The organism is Pseudomonas sp. GW822-FHT03F08 (assembly GCF_058801265.1).
The window spans coordinates 29092-55130 of the sequence record NZ_JBXANC010000016.1; the positions used below are offsets into that span (position 1 = coordinate 29092).

A 26039-nucleotide genomic window follows, 5' to 3' on the forward strand; every position below is an offset into this window, starting at 1 on the left:
ACGAGTGTCTCTGATCGCTTCTGACCACTTCCGCATCGTTGTCGGCCTCGGCAAGAGCGGCATGTCCCTGGTTCGCTTCCTGGCGAACCGGGGCGTGGCGTTTGCTGTGGCCGACACGCGGGAAAATCCACCGGAACTGGCCACGCTCCAGCGTGACTATCCGCACGTGGAAGTGCGTTGTGGCGAGCTGGACGTCGAGTTCCTGTGCCGTGCCGACGAGCTCTACGTGAGCCCCGGCCTGGCGCTGGCGACCCCGGCCCTGCAAGCCGCCGCAGCCCGTGGCGTGAAGTTGTCCGGCGACATCGAGCTGTTCGCGCGTAACGCGAAGGCGCCGATCGTGGCCATCAGCGGTTCCAATGCGAAAAGCACCGTCACCACCCTGGTCGGCGAGATGGCGGCTGCGGCCGGCAAGCGCGTGGCCGTGGGCGGCAACCTCGGTACGCCGGCGCTGGACCTGCTCAGCGATGACGTCGAGCTGTACGTGATGGAGCTGTCGAGCTTCCAGCTGGAAACCACCGATCAGCTCAACGCCGAAGTGGCGACCGTGCTCAACATCAGCGAAGACCACATGGACCGTTACAGCGGTCTGCCGGCCTATCACCTGGCCAAGCACCGGATCTTCCGTGGCGCCAAGCAGTTCGTGGTCAACCGTCAGGACGCGTTGACCCGTCCGCTGATGGGCGAGGGCCAGCCATGCTGGACCTTCGGCCTCACCAAACCCGATTTCAAGGCGTTCGGCCTGCGCGAAGAGAATGGCGAGAAATACCTGGCCTTCGAATTCCAGAACCTGATGCCAGTGCGTGAACTGAAGATTCGCGGCGCCCACAACCAGTCCAACGCCCTCGCGGCGCTGGCGCTCGGACATGCAGTCGGTCTGCCGTTCGACGCCATGCTGGCAGCGCTGCGCACCTTCGCCGGTCTCGAACACCGTTGCCAGTGGGTGCGTGATCTGGACGGCGTCGGTTACTACAACGATTCCAAAGCCACCAACGTCGGCGCTGCACTGGCTGCCATCGAAGGCCTGGGTGCGGACATCGAAGGCAAGGTCGTGCTGATCGCCGGTGGCGATGGCAAGGGTGCCGAGTTCAAGGACCTGCGTGACCCGGTAGCCGCTCATTGCCGCGCCGTGATCCTGATGGGCCGCGACTCCGACAAGATCGGCGAGGCCATCGGCGACGCCGTGCCGCTGATCCGAGCCAGTTCGCTGGTCGATGCGGTCGAACAATGCCGCGCCGCCGCCCAACCGGGTGACGTGGTGCTGCTGTCGCCGGCCTGCGCCAGTTTCGACATGTTCAAGAATTACGAAGACCGTGGTCACCAGTTCGTCCGCGCCGTGGAGGAACTGGCATGAGCCTGAGAAACATCATCAAGCCGTATCCGTCGCCGATCATCACCGGGCGCGGGATCGACCTCGACTTCCCGATGCTCGCCGGTTGCCTGGCGCTGCTCGGCCTGGGCCTGATCATGATCGCTTCGGCATCGACCGAAGTCGGTGCGGTGCAGTCGGGAAGTGCTCTTTATTACATGACCCGTCACCTGATCTACGTGGTGCTGGGCCTGGGCGCGTGCATCGTCACCATGATGATTCCGATCGCCACCTGGCAGCGGCTGGGCTGGCTGATGCTGATTGGTGCGTTCGGTCTGTTGGTGATGGTGATCGTCCCGGGGATCGGCCGTGAGGTTAACGGTTCGATGCGCTGGATCGGTTTCAGCTTCTTCAACGTTCAGCCGTCCGAGATCGCCAAGGTGTTCGTGGTGATTTACCTCGCCGGTTATCTGGTGCGTCGCCAGAAGGAAGTGCGCGAGAGCTGGATGGGCTTCTTCAAGCCGTTCATCGTGCTGCTGCCGATGGCCGGCCTGTTGCTGATGGAGCCGGACTTCGGTGCCACCGTCGTAATGATGGGCGCTGCGGCGGCGATGCTGTTCCTCGGCGGGGTCGGGTTGTTCCGGTTCTCGCTGATGGTGGTGCTGGCGGTGGCGGCGGTGGTGTTGCTGATTCAGATGCAACCGTACCGGATGGCGCGTCTGACCAACTTCGCCGACCCGTGGGCCGACCAGTTCGGCGCCGGTTATCAATTGTCCCAGGCCTTGATCGCGTTCGGTCGCGGCGAGTGGCTGGGCGTGGGTCTGGGCAACAGTGTGCAGAAGCAGTTCTACCTGCCGGAAGCCCACACCGACTTCGTGTTCTCGGTACTGGCTGAAGAGCTGGGCGCGGTGGGCTCGCTGTGCACCGTGGCGCTGTTTGTGTTCGTGTGTATTCGCGGCATGTACATCGGTCTGTGGGCCGAGAAAGCCAAACAGTTTTTTGCCGCTTATGTTGCCTACGGTCTGTCGTTCCTGTGGATCGGTCAGTTCCTGATCAACATCGGCGTGAACGTCGGCCTGCTGCCGACCAAGGGCCTGACCTTGCCGTTCCTCAGTTATGGCGGCAGTTCCCTGGTGATCTGCTGTGCCTGCCTTGGCTTGTTGCTGAGGATCGAGTGGGAGAGTCGGACCCACCTGGGCAGTGAAGAGATGGAATTCCATGAGAGCGACTTCGCGGAGGAGCCGAATCATGGGCGCTAACGTATTGATCATGGCCGGTGGTACCGGTGGCCACGTGTTCCCGGCACTGTCCTGCGCCCGTGAGTTTCAGGCACGCGGCTATACCGTGCACTGGCTCGGCACGCCACGCGGGATCGAAAACGACCTGGTGCCGGCCGCCGGCCTCGAATTGCACCGCATCAACGCCAGCGGTCTGCGCGGCAAGGGCAAGCTGTCGCTGCTCAAGGCGCCGTTCATGCTGCTGAAGTCGGTGTGGCAGGCGCGGGCGATCATTCGCCGGCTGCGTCCGGTGTGTGTGGTCGGCTTCGGTGGTTACGTGACCGGCCCTGGTGGCATCGCCGCCAAACTGGCCGGTGTGCCGGTGATCGTTCACGAGCAGAACGCCGTGGCCGGCACCGCCAATCGGTTGCTGGTGCCGTTCGCCGCCCGGGTGTGTGAAGCCTTCCCCGACACCTTTACCCTGTCGGACAGCCGCCGTACCACCGGTAACCCGGTGCGCAGCGAGCTGTTCCTCGAAACACCGCGTGCGGCACTGGCCGGACGCAAGGCGCGTTTGCTGATCCTGGGCGGAAGCCTGGGCGCAGAACCGTTGAACAAGTTGCTGCCTGAAGCCCTGGCACAAGTCGCCTCCGACTTGCGCCCGGAAGTGTTTCATCAGGCCGGCAAAAATCACGATGAAGTGACTACAGAGCGCTACCGCGCCGCCGGCGTGGACGCGCAGGTGCAGCCCTTCATCAAGGACATGGCCCAGGCCTATGGCTGGGCTGATCTGGTGGTGTGCCGCGCAGGCGCATTGACCGTCAGTGAGCTGGCTGCCGCCGGTCTGCCCTCGATGCTGGTGCCCTTGCCCCACGCGATCGACGATCACCAGACCCGCAACGCCGATTATTTGGCCCGCGAAGGTGCTGCCTTCCTGATGCCGCAAAGAACGACTGGTGCCGCGGACCTTGCCGCGCGCCTGACAGAGGTCTTGATGCAACCGCAACGACTCGAAGAAATGGCCCAAGCGGCCCGCCGTCTGGCAAAACCCGAAGCCACCCGCAGCGTGGTCGATACCTGTCTGGAGGTGGCCCATGGTTGAGAATCAGAAAGCCATGCCGCAACCGGAAATGCGCCGCATCCGTCGCATCCACTTCGTCGGGATCGGCGGCGTGGGCATGTGCGGCATTGCCGAAGTGCTGCTGAACCTGGGTTACGCCGTGTCCGGCTCCGACCTCAAGGCTTCGCCGGTCACTGAGCGTCTGGAATCCTTCGGTGCGCAGATCTTCATCGGTCACCGTGCCGAGAACGCCGCTGCCGCCGATGTGCTGGTGGTGTCGAGCGCCGTGAATACGTCCAACCCGGAAGTCGCGACTGCGCTGGAACGCCGTATCCCGGTGGTGCCACGTGCCGAGATGCTCGCCGAGCTGATGCGCTACCGCCACGGCATCGCCGTTGCTGGTACGCACGGCAAAACCACCACCACCAGCCTGATCGCTTCGGTGTTTGCGGCCGGTGGCCTGGACCCGACGTTCGTCATCGGTGGCCGTCTGAACGCTGCGGGCACCAATGCCCAGCTCGGCACCAGCCGCTACCTGATCGCCGAGGCCGACGAGAGCGACGCCAGCTTCCTGCACCTGCAACCACTGGTGGCCGTGGTGACCAACATCGACGCCGACCACATGGCGACCTACGACGGTGACTTCAACAAACTGAAGAAAACCTTCGTCGAGTTCCTGCACAACCTGCCGTTCTACGGTCTGGCGGTGATGTGCCTGGACGACCCGGTGGTGCGTGAAATCCTGCCGCAGGTGAAACGTCCGACCGTGACCTACGGCTTCAGCGAAGACGCTGACGTGCGCGCCATCAATGTGCGCCAGCAAGGCATGCAGACCTTCTTCACCGTGCTGCGCCCTGATCGCGAGCCACTGGATGTGTCCGTGAACATGCCGGGCAACCACAACGTGCTCAATTCCCTGGCGACCATCTGCATCGCCACCGACGAAGGCGTCAGTGATGAAGCCATCGTTCAGGGGCTGTCCGGGTTCCAGGGTGTCGGTCGTCGCTTCCAGGTCTACGGCGAACTGCCGGTGGACGGCGGCAACGTGATGCTGGTCGACGACTACGGTCACCACCCGACCGAAGTCGCGGCCGTGATCAAGGCTGTGCGCGGTGGGTGGCCAGAGCGCCGCCTGGTGATGGTTTACCAGCCGCACCGCTACAGCCGAACCCGCGACCTGTACGACGATTTCGTCAATGTACTGGCCGACGCCAACGTGCTGTTGCTGATGGAAGTCTATCCGGCCGGCGAAGAGCCGATTCCGGGGGCTGACAGCCGCAAGCTGTGCAACAGCATCCGTCAGCGCGGTCAGCTGGACCCGATCTACATCGAGCGCGGTGTCGATCTCGCGCCGCTGGTCAAGCCGCTGCTGCGTGCCGGTGACATTCTGCTGTGCCAGGGCGCCGGTGACATCGGCGGCCTCGCACCGAAACTGTTGAAAAGCGAGTTATTCGCCGGTGCCGTGGCGGCGCCGGTCGAGGGGAAGTTGAAATGACTGCTGCCTACGCCAATCTGTTCTCCACCATTGCCCCGAAAGACTTCGGCCGCGTTGCCGTGCTGTTCGGTGGCTTGAGTGCCGAGCGTGAAGTCTCGCTGAAGTCCGGCAACGCTGTGCTCACTGCGCTGCAAAGCGCTGGTGTGGACGCGTTCGGGATCGACGTCGGCGCTGACATTCTGCAGCGCTTGCTGAGCGAAAAAATCGACCGCGCGTTCATCATCCTCCACGGTCGTGGCGGTGAAGACGGCAGCATGCAGGGCCTGCTCGAAGTGGCCGGCATTCCGTACACCGGCAGCGGCATCCTGGCTTCCGCGCTGGCGATGGACAAACTGCGCACCAAGCAGGTCTGGCACACGTTGGGGATTCCGACGCCGCGTCACGCCGTGCTGCGCAGCGAGGCCGATTGTATTTCGGCAGCGACGGAACTGGGCTTCCCTTTGATCGTCAAACCGGCGCATGAAGGTTCAAGTATCGGGATGGCCAAAGTGAGTTCTGCGTCCGAGTTGATCGACGCATGGAAAGCGGCCAGTACCTACGATTCGCAAGTGTTGGTCGAGCAATGGATCCACGGTCCGGAGTTCACCATCGCCACCCTGCGTGACCAGGTGTTGCCTCCTATCGCCCTGGGTACGCCACACACGTTCTACGACTACGACGCCAAGTACATCGCCAACGATACCCAGTATCGGATTCCGTGCGGGCTGGATGCCGCCAAGGAAAAAGAACTCATGGACCTCACGGCGCAAGCCTGCGAGGCGCTGGGCATCGGTGGTTGGGGTCGGGCGGACGTGATGCAGGACGCCGACGGCAAATTCTGGTTCCTGGAAGTCAACACCGCTCCCGGCATGACCGATCACAGCCTGGTACCGATGGCGGCGAAAGCGGCCGGTCTGGATTTCCAGCAACTGGTCCTGGCCATTCTGGCCGCCAGTGTCGATGCCGATGGCAAGAAAGAGGCGCGAGGTTAAGACCATGCAAGGCGCACAGCTCAGACATCAGCCACCCGCTCCCGGCCGCAAGCCGGTGCCGCGGGGTGCCAGCCGAATGGTGGCCAAAGAGCCGATGTCCGCGCGCCTGCCCAAAGCCAATTTCGGTTTCCTGAAAAGCCTGTTCTGGCCGGTGTTGCTGGTGGTGCTCGGGTTCGGTACCTACGAAGGCGCGCAGCGGTTGTTGCCGTACGCCGACCGGCCGATCACCAAGATCGCGGTGCAGGGCGACCTGAGCTACATCAGCCAGCAAGCGGTGCAGCAGCGAATCGCCCCGTACGTGGCGTCGAGCTTCTTCACCATCGACCTGGCGAGCATGCGCACCGAGCTGGAGCAGATGCCGTGGATCGCTCACGCCGAAGTCCGTCGGGTGTGGCCGGACCAGGTGGTGATCCGCCTCGAAGAGCAACTGCCTGTGGCCCGTTGGGGCGACGAGTCGCTGCTCAACAACCAGGGCCAGGCGTTCACGCCCAAGGAACTGGCGAACTACGAACACTTGCCACAGCTGTTCGGCCCGCAGCGGGCCCAGCAGCAAGTGATGCAGCAGTATCAGGTGCTGAGCCAGATGCTCAGGCCAATGGGCTTCTCGATTGCGCGCCTTGAGCTGCGTGAACGTGGCAGCTGGTTCCTGACTACCGGTGCCGGCAGTTCCGGCCCCGGCATCGAGTTGCTGCTGGGACGCGGCAACCTGGTGGAAAAGATGCGCCGCTTCATTGCCATCTATGACAAGACGCTTAAAGACCAGATTACGAACATTGCGCGCATCGATCTGCGCTATGCCAACGGCCTCGCTGTTGGCTGGCGGGAACCAGTAGCGCCGACGACAGCCCAACCCGCTGTCGCAAAGAATTAAGAAGAGGCAGGACCCATGGCAAACGTGCAAAGCGGCAAAATGATCGTCGGTCTCGATATCGGCACCTCCAAGGTGGTGGCGCTGGTCGGCGAGGTTGCGGACGACGGCTCGCTGGAAATCGTCGGGATCGGCACTCATCCGTCCCGCGGCCTGAAGAAAGGCGTGGTGGTGAACATCGAGTCCACCGTGCAATCGATCCAGCGTGCGATCGAAGAAGCCCAACTGATGGCGGGCTGCCGCATTCACTCGGCGTTCGTCGGCGTGGCGGGCAATCACATCCGCAGCCTGAACTCCCACGGCATCGTGGCGATTCGTGATCGCGAAGTCAGCTCGGCTGACCTGGAGCGAGTACTCGACGCCGCCCAGGCTGTGGCGATCCCGGCTGACCAGCGGGTGCTGCACACCTTGCCGCAGGACTACGTGATCGATAACCAGGAAGGCGTGCGCGAGCCGCTGGGCATGTCCGGCGTGCGTCTGGAAGCCAAGGTCCATGTGGTCACCTGCGCCGTCAACGCCGCACAGAACATTGAAAAATGCGTGCGTCGCTGCGGTCTGGAAATCGACGACATCATTCTCGAGCAACTGGCTTCGGCCTACTCGGTCCTGACCGACGACGAAAAAGAGCTGGGCGTGTGCCTGGTCGACATCGGCGGCGGCACCACCGACATCGCGATCTTCACCGAAGGCGCCATCCGCCACACGGCCGTGATCCCGATTGCCGGTGACCAGGTGACCAACGACATCGCCATGGCGTTGCGTACCCCGACCCAGTACGCCGAAGAGATCAAGATCCGCTACGCCTGCGCGCTGGCCAAGCTGGCCGGTGCCGGCGAGACCATCAAGGTGCCGAGCGTCGGCGACCGTCCACCGCGCGAACTGTCCCGTCAGGCCCTGGCCGAAGTGGTCGAGCCGCGTTACGACGAGCTGTTCACCCTGATCCAGGCCGAGCTGCGTCGCAGCGGCTACGAAGACCTGATCCCGGCCGGCATCGTGCTGACCGGCGGTACGTCGAAAATGGAAGGCGCCACCGAACTGGCCGAGGAAATCTTCCACATGCCGGTGCGCCTGGGCGTGCCCCATGGCGTGAAAGGTCTGGATGACGTGGTGCGCAACCCGATTTATTCCACTGGCGTTGGCTTGTTGATGTACGGCCTGCAGAAGCAGTCCGACGGGATCTCGTTCTCGGGCATCGGCAGCCGCGACAGCTACAGCAACGATGAGCCACAGGCGCCGTTGCTGGACCGATTGAAGAAGTGGGTTCAAGGCAACTTCTAAAGCTTTACCGCAGCACCGCAACAAAATGCAGTAGGCGAAAAAACTAGAGAATGTAAGGAGAGGGAAAATGTTCGAACTCGTAGACAACATCCCCGCAAGCCCGGTAATCAAAGTTATCGGTGTTGGCGGTGGCGGCGGCAACGCTGTCAACCACATGGTCAAGAGCAACATCGAAGGCGTCGAGTTCATCTGCGCCAACACCGATGCTCAAGCGCTGAAAAACATCGGCGCGCGTACCATTCTGCAACTGGGCACCGGCGTGACCAAAGGCCTGGGCGCCGGCGCCAACCCGGAAGTCGGCCGTCAGGCTGCGCTGGAAGATCGCGAGCGCATCGCTGAAGTGCTGGCCGGCACCAACATGGTGTTCATCACCACTGGCATGGGCGGTGGTACCGGTACCGGTGCTGCGCCGATCATCGCCGAAGTGGCCAAGGAAATGGGCATCCTGACCGTTGCTGTCGTAACGCGTCCGTTCCCGTTCGAAGGCCGCAAGCGTATGCAGATCGCCGACGAAGGCATCCGCATGCTCTCCGAAAGCGTCGACTCGTTGATCACCATTCCCAACGAGAAGCTGCTGACCATCCTCGGTAAAGACGCAAGCCTGCTGTCGGCTTTCGCCAAGGCTGACGATGTACTGGCCGGTGCCGTTCGCGGTATCTCCGACATCATCAAGCGTCCGGGCATGATCAACGTCGACTTCGCCGACGTACGCACCGTGATGAGCGAAATGGGCATGGCGATGATGGGCACTGGCTGCGCCAGCGGTCCGAACCGTGCACGTGAAGCGACCGAAGCGGCCATCCGCAACCCGCTGCTGGAAGACGTGAACCTGCAAGGCGCACGCGGCATCCTGGTGAACATCACTGCCGGTCCTGACCTGTCCCTGGGTGAGTACTCCGACGTGGGTTCGATCATCGAAGCCTTCGCCTCCGAGCACGCGATGGTCAAGGTCGGTACCGTTATCGATCCGGACATGCGCGACGAGCTGCACGTAACTGTGGTTGCCACCGGTCTGGGCGCGAAAATCGAGAAGCCTGTGAAGGTCATCGACAACACCGTTCACACCTCCATGGCTGCTGCTCAGGTGCAACAACCGGCTCCCGCCCGTCAGGAAGCGCCAGCGGTGAACTACCGTGACCTGGACCGTCCGACCGTCATGCGCAACCAGGCTCAGGCCGGTGCTGCGACTGCCGCGAAGATGAATCCGCAAGATGACCTGGACTACCTGGACATCCCGGCTTTCCTGCGTCGTCAGGCTGATTGATGGAATGTATCAGGGCTATGAAGGTGATTGGTGTTCAGCAAAGGCATGGTCTGCTATCATCGCCAGCCTTTGTTGATACCAGTTCGCAATTTGCGCTGAAGCGGCCCAAGCCATGATTAAACAACGCACACTGAAAAATATTATCCGTGCCACAGGTGTAGGCCTGCACTCCGGGGAGAAGGTCTACCTGACCCTCAAGCCTGCGCCTGTCGACACTGGCATTGTGTTTTGTCGCGCTGACCTCGACCCTGTGGTGCAGATTCCTGCCCGCGCGGAAAACGTCGGTGAAACCACTATGTCGACGACGCTGATTAACGGCGACGTCAAAGTGGACACGGTAGAGCACTTGCTCTCGGCCATGGCTGGCCTGGGCATCGATAACGCCTACGTCGAGCTCTCCGCGTCCGAAGTCCCGATCATGGACGGTAGCGCAGGACCTTTCGTATTCCTGATTCAATCGGCAGGCCTGGAAGAACAGGACGCCGCCAAGAAATTCATCCGCATCCTGCGTGAAGTGACAGTGGAAGACGGCGACAAGCGCGCCACTTTCGTCCCTTTCGAAGGGTTCAAGGTGAGCTTCGAGATCGATTTCGATCACCCGGTTTTCCGGGACCGCACCCAAAGTGCAAGCGTGGATTTTTCCAGCACTTCGTTCGTAAAAGAAGTCAGCCGCGCCCGTACTTTCGGTTTCATGAGTGACATCGAGTACCTGCGCAAGCACAACCTCGCACTCGGCGGCAGCGTTGAAAACGCGATCGTGGTCGATGCCGATGGCGTACTGAACGAAGACGGCCTTCGCTATGAAGACGAATTCGTGAAGCACAAGATCCTCGATGCAATTGGCGACCTGTACCTGCTGGGCAATAGCCTGATTGGTGAGTTCAAGGGCTTCAAGTCCGGCCACGCACTGAACAACCAGCTGCTGCGCAAGTTGATTGAGCAGACAGATGCCTGGGAAGTCGTGACGTTCGAAGACGCCAGCACCGCACCAATCTCTTACATGCGCCCGGTTGCGGCGGTGTAAGTAAAAAACCTCTCTAGTTTTTTGAAGGCCACCTTTGGGTGGCCTTTTTTTATGCCTGTTTTCAGGACGCCATCACCACCCGATTCCGGCCACCTTCCTTGGCCTGATACAGCGCCTTGTCCGCCGCAAACATCAGTTGCTCCAGACTGATCTCGCTCGCCGCCGTCCAGGTGCTGATACCGATGCTCACGGTCATCGGCACTTCATCCCCCTCCAGGCGCGGCAACTGTTCCACCGCCGCCCGCACATGCTCGGCAATCTGTTGCGCGCCGACGCTGTCGGTTTCGGCCAGGATCACCGAGAACTCTTCACCGCCATAACGTGCCACCAGATCCGCCGGGCGCCGCACATTGGCGCTAATCACTTTGGCCAGTTCGCGCAGTGCCTGATCCCCGGCCTGATGACCATGCCGGTCGTTGAATGCCTTGAAGTGATCGGCATCGACCATCAGCACCGACAACGCCTTGCCCGAGCGCTGGGCACGAAACCATTCGTGTCGCAGCGCCTGATCGAGCATCCGCCGGTTGGCGACGCCGGTCAGGGCATCGGTGGCCGCCAGTTGCGCCAGTTCTCGTTCGGCCCGTTGCCGCAGGCGCAGCTCCCGGGCCAGCAGCCAGGTCAGCCATAACAGGCCGAGGCAAAGCACGCCGGTGGCGCCGCTGATCAGAATCGCCGTGCGCTTCCACGCCCCGAACACTTCATCGCTCGACAGCGCCACGATCACGGTCAGCGGCAGGTTGCCGACCTGAGAGTAGGTGTACAGCCGTTGCTGGTGATCCATGCTGGAAATGCTGCTGAAACTGCCATTGCCGCTGCGGTCGCGCAGAATCCGCACCACATTGGGACGGGCGGCAAAACTCTTGCCGATCGAATCGCTTTGCAGATAGGGCTTCTGGGCCAGCAGGATACCGTCGTTGTTGATGATGTTCAGCGTGCTGTCGACGCCGATGTCGAGGCTGTTGAACAACTGGTCGAAGTAATCGAGCTTCATCGAAGCGACCGCCACACCCAGGAATTCACCGGTGTCCGAAGAGATGCGCCGGCTGAAGCTGACACGCCACTGGTTGGCGTCGTCGCAGTCGCAACGTGGCTTGAACGGGCGGCTGATGTACATGCCGGTGTCGCGGTTGAAGGCGTGGGCGAGAAAGTAATCGCGGTCGGCGAAATTGCCCGGCAGCGGTTCGACCCGCGAGGAGTCGGCGATGACCTCGCCATGTTTGTCGAGCAGCAGGATGTCGCCCTTGAAGCGCGCGGTCGTGGAGCGGTCGAACAGCGCCAGGTGACGAATCTGCGGTGACACGCTTTTCAGGTCATCGCGCTGGGCCGCTGCGATCAGCCCTTGCAGGGTCAGGTCGTACAGCTCAACGGTGCGCAACACATCGGCATCGATCAGTTGGGCGATGGTGGTGGCACTGCGCGTTGCCGATTCCTGAGCGTTGGCGTGCTCACGAATCAGCAAAAAAGTGACGATGCACACAATCGCGATGACGCTCAGCAGACTGCCGAGGATCAACAGCAACTCGGGGCGTCCGGTCTTGCCCGCAACGGGTGGGGTACGGCTCGCGATCATGGTTGGGTTATCGGTTGAAGAGTCTTCTAAGCGTAGTTGTACAAACGTCGCTGCCGCACACGCAAGAAAAAGGCCAGCGCATAAGGCTGGCCTTCTTACTGTAGCGCCGATCTTAGAAGACGTTGATCGGGTAGTCGATGATCACGCGGTATTCATCTGTGTCCGTATCCAGCGCGCCGTAACCGTTGCCGCCACGGTTGGTGGCCCATTGCAGACGTACCGCCAGGTCTTTGGCCTGGCCGCTCTGCACCACGTATTTGAGGTCGATGTCACGTTCCCAGTGCTTGGCGTTGCGACCTTCGGCGCTGTACCACGAGGCGTAGCCTTTGCTGTCCGGGTCGACCTTGGTCAGGTCCAGTGTGCCGCGCGAGTAAGACACCGCCGAGGTCAGGCCTGGCATGCCGAGACCAGCGAAGTCGTAGGCGTACTTGAGTTTCCACGAGCGCTCGTTCGGGCCGTTGAAGTCCGAGTATTGCTGGGAGTTGTCGAGGTAGATGCTGTCGCCCTGGCTGATGTAGTCGAACGGCGTGTTGCCGTTGACCCGCTGGTACGCGGCGGTGACGCTGTGGCTGCCGATGCCGACGGTGAAATGCAGGCTGTAGGTGTTGTTGTCGATGTTGCCCAGCAACGCGTCGCCGGTGTCCTGCGTGTGATAGAAGTGCAGGCCCGGGTTGAGGGTCACCAGATCATTCAGCGCCCAGGTGTAGTCGAGGTCGTAGTAGTACTGGTTCCAGATGTCCTTCAGCTCGGAAGCATAAAGGCTGCTGGTCAGGCCTTCGACGCCGCTCCAGGCCACGCCGGCCCAGTTCAGGTGCTGGCTTTCATCGTGCTCGGCGAGCGTGCCGTACGAGGTGCCGATGCGTTTGTGACCGCTCTGGTTGTACGGTTTGGTGAAACTGGCCTGGCCACCTTCGATCATCCAGCCGTCGAAGCTGTGGTTGGTCAGGCTGACGCCACGGAAGGTCTGCGGCAGCATGCGGCTTTCACCGCCGGCGATCACCGGGTTGGTGAGGAACAGGTCACCGGCCTTCAGTTCGGTATCGAACGCACGCACTTTCAGCGTGCCACCCGCGGTGGAGAACGAGCCCGGCGCTTTGCCGTTGCCGTCGCTGACCGGCAGGATGCTGGAGTTGTCCGTACCGCCACCACCGTCGAGTTTCAGACCGAGCATGGCGTGGGCATCAATGCCGAAACCGACCGTGCCTTCGGTGTAGCCCGACTGGAATTTGCCGAGGAAACCCTGGCCCCACTCGATGTTGTCGTCCGTCTGCTGCAGACGGTTACGGTTCATGTAGTAGTTGCGGGCATTGAGGTTGAGGCTCGAGCCTTCGACGAAGCCTTCTTTCTCGGGTTCGGCGGCGTGGGCGGCGGGGGCAATCGTTGCGGCAATTGCAATGAACAGCGGGGTGAAGCGAACTGGGTAACGCACGTGCGGTAAAGCTCCTTGGGTCAACTGACACTTCAATGTCTTGAGGTGCGGGATGTTTCTAATTGTAAGAGACGAACCTGTCCGCTTGCACACCACAACGAAAAAAGGCCGCTGAAAGTCAGCGGCCTGGAAGGACGACGGTTGAACGGGAAGAGCCAAACAACCGCGTCGAGGGAAACGTTGCGTAGTGCGCGACTCAGCTGTCTTTCTCGGCTGCCTGAACCTGGGAAGTTGCGGCCTGAGGGGCTTGCGTGGCGTCTTGGGCCTTGGCCATCACGTCTGCCTGATACTGCTCGAATGCCTGGGCGCGAGCGGCGTTTTGCGCTACGAACGACTGCGATTCTTCAGCCATCGCCATCGGCGACAGGATCAATGAGGACAAAACGAAAGCGCTGGCAATACCCATACTGTTGGACATCTTGAAAACCTTCTTGCTTGGCAAGTGCTGTTTGGTGCGGGCAAAGATAAGGTCGCCGGGCGCCGGGAAACAGCGTGATTTTCATAAATGACTGTTGCGGGAATGGCAACGATCCAGGTCCTCAGACCGGGAGGTGAATGCCAAAAGTGTTCATTCCGCGATCACTGCGCACAAACACATCCCCGCCATGCATCAGCGCAATCGCCTTGACGATCGCCAGCCCCAGACCATGGTTGTTGCCGCTGTTGCTGCGCGACGCATCGACCCGGTAGAAGCGTTCGAACAAGCGCGGCAAATGTTCGCTGGCAATCGGTGAGCCGGGGTTGGCGACGCCGATGCTGACCTGATGTTCCTCGACCGTGATCTGCACTTCGATCACCTGTCCTGGAGCGGTGTGTTGCACCGCGTTGCTCAACAGATTGATCAACGCCCGGCGCAAATGAGCGATCTCGATCTGCACCTGCGCGTCGCCGCTCACTCGTACTTCGACCTGTGCATCTTCGAGGATGAAATCGAGGTATTCGAGGGTGGTCGCCACTTCATCGGCGAGTGACGTCGAGGTCAGTTTGGTGGCCTTGCTGCCCTGGTCGGCACTGGCCAGAAACAGCATGTCGTTGATGATCGAGCGCAGGCGTTCCAGCTCTTCGAGGTTGGATTGCAGCACTTCGAAATAATGTTCGGCAGAACGCCCGCGAGTGAGGGCAACCTGGGTCTGGCCGATCAGGTTGGTTAGCGGTGAGCGCAGCTCATGGGCCACGTCAGCGTTGAACGATTCCAACCGTGAGTAGGCTTGTTCAACCCGCTCCAGTGTCGAGTTGAACGAGTCGACAAACTGTTCCAGTTCCGGTGGCAACGGTGACAGACGCAAGCGCCCGGCCCGCAGCGGCGGTGCCAGACGCTGGGCCTCGTGGGACAGTTTGATCAGCGGCTTGAGGCCGATCCGCGCTACCCAATAACCCAATGCCGAAGCCAGCAGCACGCCGACAATCGCCAGGCCGATCAAGGCGATAAGAAGGTTGTGCTGGGTCTGGTGAAAGGTCTCGGTGTCGATGCTGATCATGAACCGCAGGGGCGGGCGTTGGTCCTTGGCCGGCAGTTCGGTCAGCAGCACTTTCAGCGGGTAATCATGGTTGGGCAGTTGCAGGTCGCGCATGCCCAGAGGGCCTTGGGCAAAGGCGCGGATCATGGCGTCCGGCTGGCCATATTCATAACTCGGGTCACCGCTCACCACCCAGAAGCGGATGCGTTTGTCTTCTTCGCCGAGCAAGTTCAGTTTGGCGTTGATCTTCACCCAATGTTCGGGAGTGCCGAATCGGTTGAGTGCCGACTCCAGCACGCTATAACGCGCGTCCAGCTCGGCTTCCGGCAGCAGCCCCAAGCCCTTGTCCACCTGCTGATACAGCGCGCCGCCGATCAACAGAAACACCAGCAGCGCCACCAGCGTGAACATCCCGCTCAAGCGCAGCGCAATCGAATTACTGGACACCACGGCTCTCCAGCACATAACCCATGCCACGGATGGTGTGCAGCAGTTTCTCGTCGAACGGCCCGTCGAGCTTGGCCCGCAGACGCTTGATCGCGACTTCGACAACGTTGGCGTCGCTGTCGAAATTGATGTCCCAGACCATTTCCGCAATCGCGGTTTTCGACAGGATCTCACCCTGACGCCGGGCTAAAACGCTGAGCAGCGAAAACTCCTTGGCGGTCAGGTCCAGTCGCGTGCCGGCGCGGGTGGCCTTGCGGCTGATCAGATCGATCCACAGGTCGGCGATGCTCACTTGCACCGGTTCATGACCGCCACTGCGGCGGGTCAGCGCTTGCAGGCGCGCCACCAGTTCGAGGAAGGAAAACGGTTTGCCGAGGTAATCGTCGGCACCGTCGCGCAAGCCCCTGATCCGGTCTTCGACCCGTTCGCGGGCGGTGAGCATGATCACCGGCGTCTGCTTGCGCGCACGCAACGCGCGCAGTACGCCGAAGCCGTCGAGGCCCGGCAGCATCACGTCGAGGACGATCACCGCGTAGTCGCTTTCCAGAGCCAGGTGCAGGCCCTCGATGCCGTCGCGAGCCAGATCCACGGTGTAACCCTGTTCCGTCAGGCCGCGGTGCAAATAGTCCGCGGTTTTCTCTTCGTCTTCGATAATCAGAACGCGCATGACCCGCCTCAGTCTGTCGTTGCCAGCGCCGCGACGGGCGCTGGTTTGGGCTTGTGGAACAGCCGCTCAAGCCACAAGTATATGACCGGTGTGGTGAACAGCGTCAGCATCTGGCTGACCAGCAGGCCGCCCACGACCGCGATCCCCAGCGGTTGGCGCAGTTCGGCGCCGGTGCCGTAGCCGAGCATCAGCGGCAGGGCGCCGAGCAGGGCGGCGAGGGTGGTCATGATGATCGGCCGGAACCGCGTGATACACGCCTCGAAAATCGCGTCCTGCGGTGACAGCCCGCGATGACGCTGCGCTTCAAGAGCGAAGTCGATCATCAGGATGCCGTTCTTCTTGACGATACCGATCAACAGCACCAGCCCGATCAGCGCCATGATCGAAAAGTCCTGGCCGCAGATCCACAGCATGATCACCGCGCCAAGGCCCGCTGCCGGCAAGGTCGAGATGATCGTCAGCGGATGGACGAAGCTTTCATAAAGCACACCAAGGATGATGTACACCGCCACCAGCGCCGCCAGAATCAGCCACGGCTGGCTGGCCAGCGAACTCTGGAATGCCTGCGCCGCACCCTGGAAGTTGCCACTGATCGCGGTCGGCATGCCGATCTCGGCCTTGGCCTGATTGAGCAGGATCACCGCGTCACCCAGCGCCACGCCGGGCGCCAGGTTGAACGACAGGTTGGCGGCCGGGAACATGCCGTCGTGGGCAATCGACAATGGGCCGATGGTCGGTGCGTCAAATCGGGCCAGCGCCGACAGCGGCACCATTTCCCCGCTCAGCGGTGAGCGCAAGTAGAAGTAGTTGAGGCTTTCGGCCTTGCCGCGCTGTTTGGTGTCCAGCTCCAGAATCACGTTGTACTGGTTAACCTGGGTCTGGAACTCGTTGATCTGCCGTTGCCCGAACGCGTCGTACAGCGCCTCGTCGACATCACTCGCCGTCAGGCCGAAACGCGCGGCGGCGCTGCGGTCGATGCTGATGTGGGTGATGCTGCCGCCCAGTTGCAGGTCGTTGGAAATGTCACGGAACGCCGGGTTGCTACGCAGCTTTTCGGTGAGTTTCTGGGTCCAGGTGGCGAGGGTCGGCCCGTCGTTGCTCTTGAGCACATATTGATACTGCGCACGGCTCGGGCCGGAGCTGAGGTTGATGTCCTGGCCGGCGCGCAGGTAAAGCACGATGCCGGGGACTTTCATCAGTTGCGGACGGATGCGGTCGATGAACTGGCTGGCCGAAACGTCGCGATCACCGCGTTTTTTCAGAGCAATCCAGAAGCGGCCGTTGGCGATGGTCTGGTTGCTGCCGGACACACCCACCGAATGGGAAAACGCCTGGACGGCCGGGTCGGCGGCGACGATTTCGGCCATCGCCAGGTGTTTTTTCACCATGTCGCTGTAGGAAATGTCCGCGGCGGCTTCCGTCGTACCGAGGACGAAGCCGGTGTCCTGCACCGGGAAGAACCCTTTGGGGATAAAGATGTAACCACCGATGGCCATCGCCACAGAAACACCAAATACCGCGATCATCAGTTTCTGGTGGGCGAGGGCGCGACGCAGGCCTTTTTCGTACCAGCCGAGCAGGCGCTCGCTGAACCCCGGTTTGTCATGGGCGTGATGCACCGGTTTGCGCATGAACAGCGCGGCGAGCGTCGGCGCCAACGTCAACGACACCACCACGGAAATCATGATGGTCGAGGTCGCCGTCAGGGCAAATTCCTTGAACAGGCGCCCGACCACGCCGCCCATGAACAGCAGCGGAATGAACGCCGCCACCAGCGAGAAACTGATCGAGACCACGGTGAATCCGATCTCGCCGGCGCCCTTGACCGCTGCTTCGCGCATGCTGTCGCCGGCTTCCAGGTGACGGTGAATGTTCTCCACCACCACGATCGCATCATCGACCACAAACCCGACCGCCACCACAATCGCAACCAGCGTCAGGTTGTTCAGACTGAAACCGAGCAGGTACATCAAGGCGAAACTGGCGGTCAGCGACACACCGAGCACCGCCGACACAATCATCGTCGCGGACAACTGGCGCAGGAACAGCGCCATCACCGCCACCACCAGCAGGATCGCGATCAGCAGGGTGATTTCCACTTCATGCAGGGAGGCGCGAATGGTCTGGGTGCGGTCGATCAGCACTTTGACCTGCACCGAGGCCGGCAGCATGGCTTCGAGGCCGGGCAGGGCGGCTTGAATGCGGTCCACCGTCTCGACGATGTTGGCCCCCGGCTGGCGGGAGATCACCAGGTTCACCCCCGGTTGATCGCCGGCCCAAGCTTGCACGTAGGCATCTTCCGAACCGTTGACGACTTTGGCGACATCTTTCAGGTGAACCGGGGCGCCATCCTTGTAGGAAACGATGAGCTGGCTGTATTCCTCAGGGTGGAACAACTGATCGTTGGTCGACAGCGTGGAAATGCTCGACTCGCCGTACAGCGCACCTTTGGCGAGGTTGAGGCTGGTCTGCTGGATCGCCAGACGAATGTCGGCGAGGGTCAGGCCGATGGCGGCCAGTTTGTCCGCCGAGGCTTGTACACGAATCGCCGGACGTTGCTGACCGGTGATGTTGATCTGGCCTACGCCGTCGATCTGACTGATCTGACGCGAAAGCAGGGTTTCCACCAGATCACTGAGTTCGGTACCGGGCATCTGGGTCGAGCTGACGCTGAGGATCAGCACCGGGCTGTCGGCCGGGTTGACCTTTTTCCAGGTCGGCAGGGTCGGCATGTCTTTCGGCAGTTTGCCGGCGGCGGTGTTGATCGCGGCCTGCACTTCCTGGGCGGCGGTGTCGATGCTCTTGTCGAGGGTGAATTGCAGGGTCAGCAGGCTGGAGCCCAGCGCACTGCTGGAGGTCATCTGGGTCATGCCGGGGATGGCGCTGAATTGCACCTCCAGCGGCGTGGCCACGGACGAGGCCATGGTGTCCGGGCTGGCGCCGGGCAGTTGTGCGGAGACCTGGATCGTCGGAAATTCCGCTTCCGGCAGCGGGGCGATCGGCAGGCGCGGGAAGGCAATCACCCCGACCAGCACCAATGCGATGGTCAGCAGAATCGTCGCCACCGGGTGATCGATGCACCAGGTCGAAACGCCTTTGTGCTGCTTCATGGCTTGGGCTCCGCTTGCACCACTTGCGGCGGCTCGCTCATGACCTGCACGGTCGAACCGGGCTTGAGCCGCGACTGGCCGTCACTGACCAATACGTCGCCGGGTTTCACACCCTTGATGATGTCCTGACCGCTGCCCTGGTAAACCATTTGAACCTGAACGGCTTCCACCTTGTCGCCGTTGACCCGGTACACGAAGTGTTGATCGAGGCCCCGCTGTACGACAGTGGGCGGGACCACCAGCGCATCTTTATCCAGCGCCGTCTGAATCTTTACCGTCACCAGCAGGCCGGGCCAGAGCTTCTGATTGGGGTTGTCGAATTCGGCCTTGGCGCGGATGGTGCCGGTGTTGGCGTTGATCTGGTTGTCGATCAGGGTCAGGTGACCTTCGCCGAGCAGGTTGCCGGTTTCGCCATCGGTGTCGGCGCCGATGTAGGCCTTGACCTGGGCGCGCTGCGGATCGCTGATCAAACCTTGCAGGGTCGGCAGCATTTGCTGCGGCAGGGAAAACTCTACGGCGATCGGGTCGATCTGGGTCACGGTGAACAGACCCTGAGTATCGGTCATGCGCAGGAAGTTGCCTTCGTCGACCGTGCGAATCCCGACGCGGCCGGTGACCGGGGAGCGAATCTGGGTGTAGGAAAGTTGTACCTGCGCTGCGTCAATCGAAGCCTGATTGCCTTGGGCGGTGGCTTTGAGCTGGTTGACCAGTGCCTGTTGCTGGTCGTAGGTCTGCTTCGATACACCGTCGTCGACGCTGAGCAGTTTGTAGCGCTTGAGGTTGACCAGCGCCACTTGCAGTTGCGCCTGGCTTTCGCCCAATTGTGCCCGGGCCTGGTCGAGGCTGGCGCGGATCGAGCGGTCGTCGATGGTGGCGAGCAGGTCGCCCTGTTTGACCAGTTGACCCTCTTTGACCAGAAGTTTGGTGAGGATGCCGTCGATCTGCGGGCGTACCACCACGCTGTGCAGCGAGAGGACCGAGCCGATGCCGCTGGTGTAGCGGGGGACGTCTTTTTCGCTGACGGCGACGACCCTGACCGGGATGGCGGTGGGGGCGGCGAGTTTGGCCGGTGCGGGTTTTATCGCGTACCACAGGCCAGCGGCTGCGAGGGCGATCAGCAGGGTGGCGAGCAGGGCCTTTTTCTTCTGGATTTGCATGCTTGTGGGGCGCCAGGGGGACGGGGTTTGGGCAGGTTGGTTCTTTATAAACTTGTTTGGGGGTCAGGAGGGTGACGGCTAGCTGTCGCGGCTGTCAGTTTCGGCTTTGACTTGGCGGCCTTTGGGCCGACCAGGTTTTGGGTGTTCTTTGTGAATATCCGTTTCTGCGGGGGTTGCAGCTGGCGGTTTCGCCCTTACGGCGAGTCCCTTTTTCAAACGCCAAAAAGGAACCAAAAGGCTGGGCCCCGGCGTACGGCGCCTCGCTGTGGCTCGGCGTTCCTTCGTTCCGGGATTCATCCGGGGGCATCGCCTACGGTTTGCTTCGCTGCACCTCCTTTCGATGCATGCGGCTTCGCCGCACGGCGCTACGCGCCTACCCCCGGATGAATCCCTCCACTCAGCCTGCCGAAGGGGCCGGTACGTCAAAAGCGGTACTTGAGCTAACGCTCATCGTGTTGAGTGGTGAGGAGCAGGGTGGTGGTGGTGGTGGTGGTGGTGGTGGTGGTGGTGGTGGTGGTGGTGGTGGTGGTGGTGGTGGCGATCTCTGGATTTTCATCTTTCCCGGCCCGCGCCATCTACGCTTCTAAAGATCCGCCCCCACCAGCGGATACACGGTGTACGGCCCTGACGCCATTGGGGTGGGGCTTTCGGGAGTGTCTTTGCCATGAAGTTGAATATCGCGATATCGGCTGGGCTTGTTTTGCTTCCGCTTTGTGTCTTTGCCGCGCCGCAGACGAGTTCCGGTGAGATCCGGTTCAGCGGGCGGATTGTCGATTCCGGTTGTGAGGTGGGGCGTGTCGGGGCGTTGGGTTCGAAGGCGTCGCGGCAGGTTGAGGTCAAGCCTGGCCTGACGCTTGATGTCGATTCCTATCGCAATGCGTGCAGTCATGAGGCGTTGCCGTTGTCCGTCACGTATGAGGCGCTGAAGACTTCGAGCGACAAGGGCATTGTCACCATCAGTTATCTGTAGGCCGTTCGGCGTGCCGTGTAAATCTTCAGGTGCCGATATTGGGCGCGCGGGTATACTGCGCGCCTTCGCGGCTCACTGTTCGGGCCCGACTTTTTGCTTTGCGGAGCTTTTATGACTTCCCCGACCCAACCGCCAGTTGATGACGCTATCAGCGACGTCACGGCCGAGCATGCTGAAACCAACGAAACCAAAGCCAAGATCCCGGCCTTCAAGTTCCCGTTCAAGCCAGGTGACCTTGCGGCTGCCAAAGCGGCCAAGCAGCCGCAGTTCAAGGGCAAGGACGGTGACCGTCATGCCAAGATCCCGGGCGTGGCGCCGTCGGGCACCCGTCGTTCGATGGGCAAGCGCTGATTCATTCCCGCCTCGGCCGTCGCTGTGATTTTCGATCACAGTGATGGCTAAGTGCTCAGTTCCTGAGCCAGATCAACGTTTAACCAGTTAGTGCGCTTAGAGTCAGCAGCCCTGCCGACTCTTTCCAATAAAACGAGCGCGCTTTCCATGAAGATCAATCTCCCGGTGACCGGGCGCAATGTCGATGTTGCGCCGGATGCGAACATTCTCTCGACCACCGATCTGACCAGCGCGATCACCTACGCCAACGACGACTTCATCAAGATCAGCGGTTACAGCCGTGACGAGCTGCTGGGCACGCCGCATAACCTGTTGCGTCATCCGGACATGCCGGCGCAGGCGTTTGCCCATATGTGGCAGACGCTCAAGCGCGGGCGGTCGTGGATGGGGCTGGTGAAGAATCGTTGCAAGAACGGTGATCACTATTGGGTCAGTGCCTATGTCACGCCGGTCACGCAGAACGGTGCGGCGGTGGAGTTTCAGTCGGTGCGTACGCGACCGGATGCGCGGCAGGTCGCTGCGGCAGAGCGGGCTTACGCGCAGTTGCGCGGGGAGCGGGTGTCGCGTTGGCAGCGGCTGCCGGTGTTGGGGTTGCGGGCGCGGATCATGGCGTTGACCAGTTCGGTGCTGGTGGTGGTACTGGGGATTGAAGCCTGGCTGCGGCCGGAGTCCATGGGCATCGAAGCCGCTGCGCTGGTGGCCGGCAGTGGCGCGTGTGCGCTGGGCGTGGGCTGGTTGCTGCGGCCGCTGGAGCGACTGACCGAGCGTGCCCGGCAGATTGCCGATAATCCGTTGAGCCAGGGCATTTATACCGGGCGGCGGGATCAGTTTGGGCAAATCGAGTTTGCCTTGCAGATGCTCGAAGCCCAGGTTGGCGCGGTGGTCGGGCGGATCGGTGATGCCTCGCAACGGCTGGCCGGGCATGCGGCGCAACTGGTGGATCATCTGCACAGCAGTCACACCAGCACGCTGGCGCAGCAGGCGGAAACCGATCAGGTGGCGGCGGCGATTCATCAGATGGCGGCCAGTGTTGCCGAGGTGGCCAGCCATGCGCAGCAGGCGTCGGTGGCGGCTGATATGGCGGGGACGGAAACCCGTGAAGGTCATCTGTTGGTCGGCGAGAGTCGTAGCGCCGTGCTGCGTCTGGCCGAAGAGTTGGGGCGGGCCACCGAGGTGATTCATCAGCTCGAAGGCCACAGCAGCGAGATTTCCGGAGTGTTGGAGGTGATCCGCAGCATCGCCGAGCAGACCAATCTGCTGGCGCTCAACGCTGCGATCGAAGCGGCGCGGGCCGGGGATGCCGGGCGTGGGTTTGCGGTGGTGGCCGATGAGGTGCGGGGTCTGGCCCAGCGCACTCAGCAGTCGACCAACGAGATTCAGCGGATGATCAGCACCCTGCAAAACGGTGCGCGGGATGCGGTGCTGGTGATGCAGCAGAGCAGCGAGCATGTGGATAACAGTGTTGAACAGGCCCAGCGTGCGGCGCGGGCATTGGATGGCATCAGCGGCCGGGTCGAGCAGATCACCGAGATGAGCCTGCAGATTGCTGCCGCAGTCGAGGAGCAGAGCGCGGTGAGCGAGGACATCAACCGCAACATCGTCAGTATTCGTACCGCGTGTGAATTGACGGTGGATGAAGGGCGCCAGAGCCAGCTCAACTCACAGGACGTGGCGGGGCTGGCGGGGGATTTGCGTTCGCTGGCGCGGGAGTTCTGGGGGCGGCGACAGGGATCCTAGGCCGCGCGCAGGGAAATGAACGCGTAAGTCTGCGGCGGCTCGGTGACCACGTGTGCACCCGCCGCCAGCACTTGCCCGGCGACATCATCACCGGAGAGGTGAAACAGCCATTCACTGGACACTTCGCTCAATGGCTGCGCGGTGACCTGATCGATGACCGAGGCAAACACGCCCATGTCTGGCAGGTACGCGGTAAACCCGTCGCCCTTGAGTGCCGTGGTGCGGATGCCGAGTAACCCGCAAATCGCATCCTTGGTCCGGATGTCATCGCGATCCGCCTGACGGGAGCGCTGGATCAGCGTCACCAGTTCCTGATCCACCAATTCACCACCGACGATCAGCTCCGGCCCTTGTTCCCACGATTCCGGCGGGCAGTCCTTGGCGGCAGGGTTCAGCGGAATGTGCGGATTGATTTCGGCGGGATAGATGCGACACACCAGCGGCCGGCGCTCGTAGATGCGGCACAGCTTGTCTTCGTCAAGATTCCGGCAGGGACCGACGTTGTAGGCGGCGAAGGTGATTGCCACATGGGCGTCGGAGTTTCCGCTGCGCACTACCGCCGAACGACGCAGCGCATGCTCACGCTGCTGTTCCGGCAGGCCCAGGCCGTTGGCGAGAAATGCCTCCACCAACACGATCACCTGACCGCCGTCAGCCGCCCACATACGGGCTTCGGCCAGCGTCAGGGGCACGTGGTGATCGGTGCAGCATTTGCCGCAACCTACGCAGGAAAACGTCGTATTCATTGAGCGGGCGATCTTCAATCAGGGTGTGAAACGGCGACGTAAAACCGCCATGCAGGCCTGGGTTGAAGCAAGTTGTGCGCCATTCACTCAGGGCTTGGCGGTCGGGCGGATCGAGTCCCATTCGGTGACGAACGCGGTTTTCGACTTTTTGTTGTACAGGCACAACTCGGTGCCTTGCTGGCCCTTCATGTGTTTTTGCGGGTACTGACCTTGCAGCAATAGCGCGGTGTAACCGACGCGGTCGTCGAATTGCGCGGCATTGCCGACCGGTTTGGCGTCTTTCAGGCCGCTGGCCTTGGTGCAGCTGGCGAGTACGGCTTTGTCATGGGCGGCCCAGGCATCGGGGCTGGAGGCGTGGGCGAGAGGGGCAATGAGACAAAGCACGGAGAGGGCGAGGCGTTTCATGGTTCGGGCATCCTTGGAGGGTTGATCGCCAGGGTTTGAGTATGCCGCAGGATTTTAGTTTGTCAGTCCGGCACCAATTCCCGGCGGACCACATACATTCCGGACGTTTCGTACAAGCTCTGCGCCCGACGGTTGTCTTCCAGTACCTTCAGATCGACAAACCCTTCTCGCCGATCCCGAAACGCCTTGAACGCATGAAGCAACAACGCCCGGCCTAATCCACGACCTTGAGCGCGGGGATGCACCACCAGATTTTTGATGTAGGAACTGGTCCAGCATTGCGCCACGCCGAGGACGCCGTCTGCATCGCTGGCGATGAAGCACAATGCGGGATCGTATTCCGGATCGTTTTCAAACTGCTGTTGCCAGACGTCCAGTGCCGGCACCCGGCCGCCACCTTCGCGGTAACCGATTTGCATCAGTTCATGCACGGCGGGCGCCCGTTCGGCGCTGTAGGTCGTGAGTTCGATGCCATTCGGCCACTCGATGGCCGGCACGTCCTGGCTCAGGTCGCGCCGCATCAGAAAACAGAACGTTTCGCTCAAGGCTCAGTGTCCGTGGGCGGCGACGTGTTTGGCCGCTTCGATCAGGCAGTGGGTCAGTTCTGGCGAAGAGAACTTGGTCAGCACGCCGTTGGCGCCGGCGAGACGGGCCTTTTCGCTGTTCATCGCGCTGTCCAGCGAGGTGTGCAGCAGCACGTAGAGGTGGGCGAAGTCCGGGGTCTCGCGCAGAGTCCGGGTGAAGGCGTAGCCGTCCATCTCGGACATTTCGATGTCGGAGACGATCAGGTTGATCTGCTGCGCCGTGCCTTGCAGGTCCAGCAGGCAGTCGATGGCTTCCTTGGCGCTGCGCGCTGTGTGGCATTGCAGGCCGAGGTTGCGCAGGGTGTGCACCGATTGTTGTAGCGCCACCTGGCTGTCGTCGACCACCAGAATCCGCGCGTTGCCCAGCACTTCGGCGTCTTCCATGCTCAGGTCGGTCGGGGCCATCTCGATTTGCGCCGGGGCGATACTGTGTATGACCTTTTCGATGTCCAGCACCTGCACCAGAGTGCCGTCGACCGAGGTCACCCCGGTGATGTAGGCGCGGGAACCGCCGGAGCCGAACGGCGGCGGTTTGATGTCGGTGGTCAGGCAATGCACGATCTTGCTCACCGCCTGCACGTGCAGGCCCTGTTTCGAACGGCTGACGTCGGTGACGATCAGGCAGCCGCCGTTCGGGTCTTCCAGCGGACGCTCGCCGATGGCACGGCTCAGGTCGATCACCGACAGCGAAGCACCGCGCAGGGTGGCGATGCCTTTGACGTGCGGGTGCGACTCCGGCAGCTTGGTCAGCGGCGGGCAGGGGATGATTTCACTGACTTTCAGCAGGTTGATCGCCATCAGCTTGCCGCTGCGCAAGGTAAACAGCAGAAGCGAAAGTGAATCTGCGCGGGCTTTGTTGGAAGACATAAAAACCTTCTGTGGAAAAAAGGTGATGGGCGAGGGTGGAAATCGCCGAAAACTATTGA

At 61.8% G+C, this 26039-nt stretch carries 24 protein-coding genes and 1 pseudogene; 13 read left to right on the forward strand and 12 right to left on the reverse strand.

The window, feature by feature from the left end; genetic code table 11:
- The first annotated feature begins 4 nt into the window (after positions 1–4).
- From murD to lpxC, 9 genes are all read left to right on the forward strand, one after another.
- Positions 5–1351, forward strand: a complete 1347-nt coding sequence (murD, locus tag AC1RME_RS28655) for a UDP-N-acetylmuramoyl-L-alanine--D-glutamate ligase (RefSeq protein WP_493092044.1) — start codon at positions 5–7, stop codon at positions 1349–1351.
- Complete coding sequence (gene ftsW, locus AC1RME_RS28660; protein ID WP_096822830.1) at positions 1348–2565, forward strand: putative lipid II flippase FtsW; 1218 nt, start codon at positions 1348–1350, stop codon at positions 2563–2565. Before murD ends, ftsW begins: the two co-directional genes overlap by 4 nt.
- Positions 2555–3625, forward strand: a complete 1071-nt coding sequence (gene murG, locus AC1RME_RS28665) for an undecaprenyldiphospho-muramoylpentapeptide beta-N-acetylglucosaminyltransferase (RefSeq protein WP_493092046.1) — start codon at positions 2555–2557, stop codon at positions 3623–3625. Before ftsW ends, murG begins: the two co-directional genes overlap by 11 nt.
- Positions 3618–5078, forward strand: a complete 1461-nt coding sequence (gene murC / locus AC1RME_RS28670; RefSeq protein WP_085733672.1) for a UDP-N-acetylmuramate--L-alanine ligase — start codon at positions 3618–3620, stop codon at positions 5076–5078. Before murG ends, murC begins: the two co-directional genes overlap by 8 nt.
- Positions 5075–6049, forward strand: coding sequence for a D-alanine--D-alanine ligase (locus tag AC1RME_RS28675; RefSeq protein WP_096822828.1), 975 nt, complete (start codon positions 5075–5077; stop codon positions 6047–6049). The genes murC and AC1RME_RS28675 overlap by 4 nt, the downstream gene beginning before the upstream one ends.
- 4 nt (positions 6050–6053) lie before the next feature.
- Entirely contained in the window at positions 6054–6920 is an 867-nt protein-coding gene (locus AC1RME_RS28680; protein WP_096822827.1) for a cell division protein FtsQ/DivIB, read from the forward strand.
- 15 nt (positions 6921–6935) lie between these two features.
- Positions 6936–8195: a cell division protein FtsA gene (ftsA, locus tag AC1RME_RS28685; RefSeq protein ID WP_007956755.1), complete on the forward strand. Its 1260-nt coding sequence runs from the start codon at positions 6936–6938 to the stop codon at positions 8193–8195.
- A gap of 67 nt (positions 8196–8262) precedes the next feature.
- Positions 8263–9459 (forward strand): cell division protein FtsZ, encoded by a 1197-nt coding sequence (gene ftsZ / locus AC1RME_RS28690; protein WP_025109282.1) that lies wholly within the window; start codon positions 8263–8265, stop codon positions 9457–9459.
- Between the two features lie 112 nt (positions 9460–9571).
- Positions 9572–10483, forward strand: coding sequence for a UDP-3-O-acyl-N-acetylglucosamine deacetylase (gene lpxC, locus AC1RME_RS28695; RefSeq protein ID WP_007916984.1), 912 nt, complete (start codon positions 9572–9574; stop codon positions 10481–10483).
- 61 nt (positions 10484–10544) lie between these two features.
- On the opposite strand, the gene AC1RME_RS28700 is transcribed toward lpxC, so the two are convergent.
- The 8 genes from AC1RME_RS28700 to AC1RME_RS28735 form a co-directional block, all read right to left on the reverse strand.
- Positions 10545–12053, reverse strand: coding sequence for a sensor domain-containing diguanylate cyclase (locus AC1RME_RS28700; protein WP_493092048.1), 1509 nt, complete (start codon positions 12051–12053; stop codon positions 10545–10547).
- Between the two features lie 112 nt (positions 12054–12165).
- Complete coding sequence (locus AC1RME_RS28705) at positions 12166–13482, reverse strand: OprD family porin (RefSeq protein ID WP_096822825.1); 1317 nt, start codon at positions 13480–13482, stop codon at positions 12166–12168.
- 196 nt (positions 13483–13678) lie between these two features.
- Positions 13679–13900, reverse strand: coding sequence for a hypothetical protein (locus tag AC1RME_RS28710; protein ID WP_096822824.1), 222 nt, complete (start codon positions 13898–13900; stop codon positions 13679–13681).
- A gap of 121 nt (positions 13901–14021) precedes the next feature.
- Positions 14022–15386 carry a heavy metal sensor histidine kinase gene (locus tag AC1RME_RS28715; protein WP_493092050.1) on the reverse strand — a complete coding sequence of 455 codons (1365 nt, stop codon included), beginning with the start codon at positions 15384–15386 and terminating at the stop codon, positions 14022–14024.
- Positions 15376–16053, reverse strand: coding sequence for a heavy metal response regulator transcription factor (locus AC1RME_RS28720; RefSeq protein WP_053123617.1), 678 nt, complete (start codon positions 16051–16053; stop codon positions 15376–15378). The genes AC1RME_RS28715 and AC1RME_RS28720 overlap by 11 nt, the downstream gene beginning before the upstream one ends.
- A gap of 8 nt (positions 16054–16061) precedes the next feature.
- Positions 16062–19163, reverse strand: a complete 3102-nt coding sequence (locus AC1RME_RS28725; protein ID WP_493092051.1) for a multidrug efflux RND transporter permease subunit — start codon at positions 19161–19163, stop codon at positions 16062–16064.
- The gene (locus AC1RME_RS28730) at positions 19160–20320 is read right to left on the reverse strand and encodes an efflux RND transporter periplasmic adaptor subunit (RefSeq protein ID WP_096822821.1); all 1161 of its coding nucleotides are present in this window, start codon (positions 20318–20320) and stop codon (positions 19160–19162) included. The genes AC1RME_RS28725 and AC1RME_RS28730 overlap by 4 nt, the downstream gene beginning before the upstream one ends.
- A 440-nt stretch (positions 20321–20760) precedes the next feature.
- A complete protein-coding gene (locus AC1RME_RS28735; RefSeq protein ID WP_493092053.1) occupies positions 20761–20895 on the reverse strand; it encodes a hypothetical protein in 135 nt (44 codons plus the stop codon).
- Positions 20896–20984: 89 nt separating this feature from the next.
- Here AC1RME_RS28735 and AC1RME_RS28740 point away from each other — a divergent pair, with 89 nt between their 5' ends.
- The 4 genes and pseudogenes from AC1RME_RS28740 to AC1RME_RS28755 all read left to right on the forward strand — a co-directional run bounded on the left by AC1RME_RS28740 (position 20985) and on the right by AC1RME_RS28755 (position 23378).
- Complete coding sequence (locus AC1RME_RS28740; protein WP_096822820.1) at positions 20985–21290, forward strand: fimbrial protein; 306 nt, start codon at positions 20985–20987, stop codon at positions 21288–21290.
- Positions 21291–21401: 111 nt separating this feature from the next.
- Positions 21402–21641 (forward strand): hypothetical protein, encoded by a 240-nt coding sequence (locus AC1RME_RS28745; RefSeq protein ID WP_096822819.1) that lies wholly within the window; start codon positions 21402–21404, stop codon positions 21639–21641.
- Between the two features lie 147 nt (positions 21642–21788).
- Positions 21789–22070, forward strand: a pseudogene (locus AC1RME_RS28750) (PAS domain-containing protein); the annotation flags it as partial.
- Between the two features lie 243 nt (positions 22071–22313).
- On the forward strand, positions 22314–23378 hold the full coding sequence (locus AC1RME_RS28755; RefSeq protein WP_425220395.1) for a methyl-accepting chemotaxis protein: 1065 nt from the start codon (positions 22314–22316) through the stop codon (positions 23376–23378).
- On the opposite strand, the gene AC1RME_RS28760 is transcribed toward AC1RME_RS28755, so the two are convergent.
- The 4 genes from AC1RME_RS28760 to AC1RME_RS28775 all read right to left on the reverse strand — a co-directional run bounded on the left by AC1RME_RS28760 (position 23375) and on the right by AC1RME_RS28775 (position 25980).
- A complete protein-coding gene (locus AC1RME_RS28760; protein WP_493092055.1) occupies positions 23375–24124 on the reverse strand; it encodes a YkgJ family cysteine cluster protein in 750 nt (249 codons plus the stop codon). The genes AC1RME_RS28755 and AC1RME_RS28760 overlap by 4 nt on opposite strands.
- Positions 24125–24211: 87 nt before the next feature.
- Positions 24212–24529: a hypothetical protein gene (locus AC1RME_RS28765; RefSeq protein ID WP_493092057.1), complete on the reverse strand. Its 318-nt coding sequence runs from the start codon at positions 24527–24529 to the stop codon at positions 24212–24214.
- A 62-nt stretch (positions 24530–24591) separates the two neighbouring features.
- Positions 24592–25050, reverse strand: a complete 459-nt coding sequence (locus AC1RME_RS28770; protein WP_192561003.1) for a GNAT family N-acetyltransferase — start codon at positions 25048–25050, stop codon at positions 24592–24594.
- A 27-nt stretch (positions 25051–25077) separates the two neighbouring features.
- Positions 25078–25980, reverse strand: coding sequence for a chemotaxis protein CheV (locus tag AC1RME_RS28775; RefSeq protein ID WP_096822815.1), 903 nt, complete (start codon positions 25978–25980; stop codon positions 25078–25080).
- Positions 25981–26039: the final 59 nt, after the last annotated feature.

Coding starts and splice junctions, on each gene's coding strand:
- AC1RME_RS28765 (WP_493092057.1), bottom strand. CDS start 24,529: ATGAAACGCCTCGCCCTCTCCGTGCTTTGTCTCATTGCCCCTCTCGCC.
- AC1RME_RS28770 (WP_192561003.1), bottom strand. CDS start 25,050: ATGCGGCGCGACCTGAGCCAGGACGTGCCGGCCATCGAGTGGCCGAAT.
- AC1RME_RS28710 (WP_096822824.1), bottom strand. CDS start 13,900: ATGTCCAACAGTATGGGTATTGCCAGCGCTTTCGTTTTGTCCTCATTG.
- AC1RME_RS28700 (WP_493092048.1), bottom strand. CDS start 12,053: ATGATCGCGAGCCGTACCCCACCCGTTGCGGGCAAGACCGGACGCCCC.
- ftsW (WP_096822830.1), top strand. CDS start 1,348: ATGAGCCTGAGAAACATCATCAAGCCGTATCCGTCGCCGATCATCACC.
- ftsZ (WP_025109282.1), top strand. CDS start 8,263: ATGTTCGAACTCGTAGACAACATCCCCGCAAGCCCGGTAATCAAAGTT.
- AC1RME_RS28725 (WP_493092051.1), bottom strand. CDS start 19,163: ATGAAGCAGCACAAAGGCGTTTCGACCTGGTGCATCGATCACCCGGTG.
- murC (WP_085733672.1), top strand. CDS start 3,618: ATGGTTGAGAATCAGAAAGCCATGCCGCAACCGGAAATGCGCCGCATC.
- AC1RME_RS28735 (WP_493092053.1), bottom strand. CDS start 20,895: ATGGCGCGGGCCGGGAAAGATGAAAATCCAGAGATCGCCACCACCACC.
- AC1RME_RS28720 (WP_053123617.1), bottom strand. CDS start 16,053: ATGCGCGTTCTGATTATCGAAGACGAAGAGAAAACCGCGGACTATTTG.
- murG (WP_493092046.1), top strand. CDS start 2,555: ATGGGCGCTAACGTATTGATCATGGCCGGTGGTACCGGTGGCCACGTG.
- lpxC (WP_007916984.1), top strand. CDS start 9,572: ATGATTAAACAACGCACACTGAAAAATATTATCCGTGCCACAGGTGTA.
- AC1RME_RS28680 (WP_096822827.1), top strand. CDS start 6,054: ATGCAAGGCGCACAGCTCAGACATCAGCCACCCGCTCCCGGCCGCAAG.
- AC1RME_RS28675 (WP_096822828.1), top strand. CDS start 5,075: ATGACTGCTGCCTACGCCAATCTGTTCTCCACCATTGCCCCGAAAGAC.
- AC1RME_RS28745 (WP_096822819.1), top strand. CDS start 21,402: ATGACTTCCCCGACCCAACCGCCAGTTGATGACGCTATCAGCGACGTC.
- AC1RME_RS28755 (WP_425220395.1), top strand. CDS start 22,314: ATGGGCATCGAAGCCGCTGCGCTGGTGGCCGGCAGTGGCGCGTGTGCG.
- ftsA (WP_007956755.1), top strand. CDS start 6,936: ATGGCAAACGTGCAAAGCGGCAAAATGATCGTCGGTCTCGATATCGGC.
- AC1RME_RS28775 (WP_096822815.1), bottom strand. CDS start 25,980: ATGTCTTCCAACAAAGCCCGCGCAGATTCACTTTCGCTTCTGCTGTTT.
- AC1RME_RS28760 (WP_493092055.1), bottom strand. CDS start 24,124: ATGAATACGACGTTTTCCTGCGTAGGTTGCGGCAAATGCTGCACCGAT.
- AC1RME_RS28730 (WP_096822821.1), bottom strand. CDS start 20,320: ATGCAAATCCAGAAGAAAAAGGCCCTGCTCGCCACCCTGCTGATCGCC.
- AC1RME_RS28740 (WP_096822820.1), top strand. CDS start 20,985: ATGAAGTTGAATATCGCGATATCGGCTGGGCTTGTTTTGCTTCCGCTT.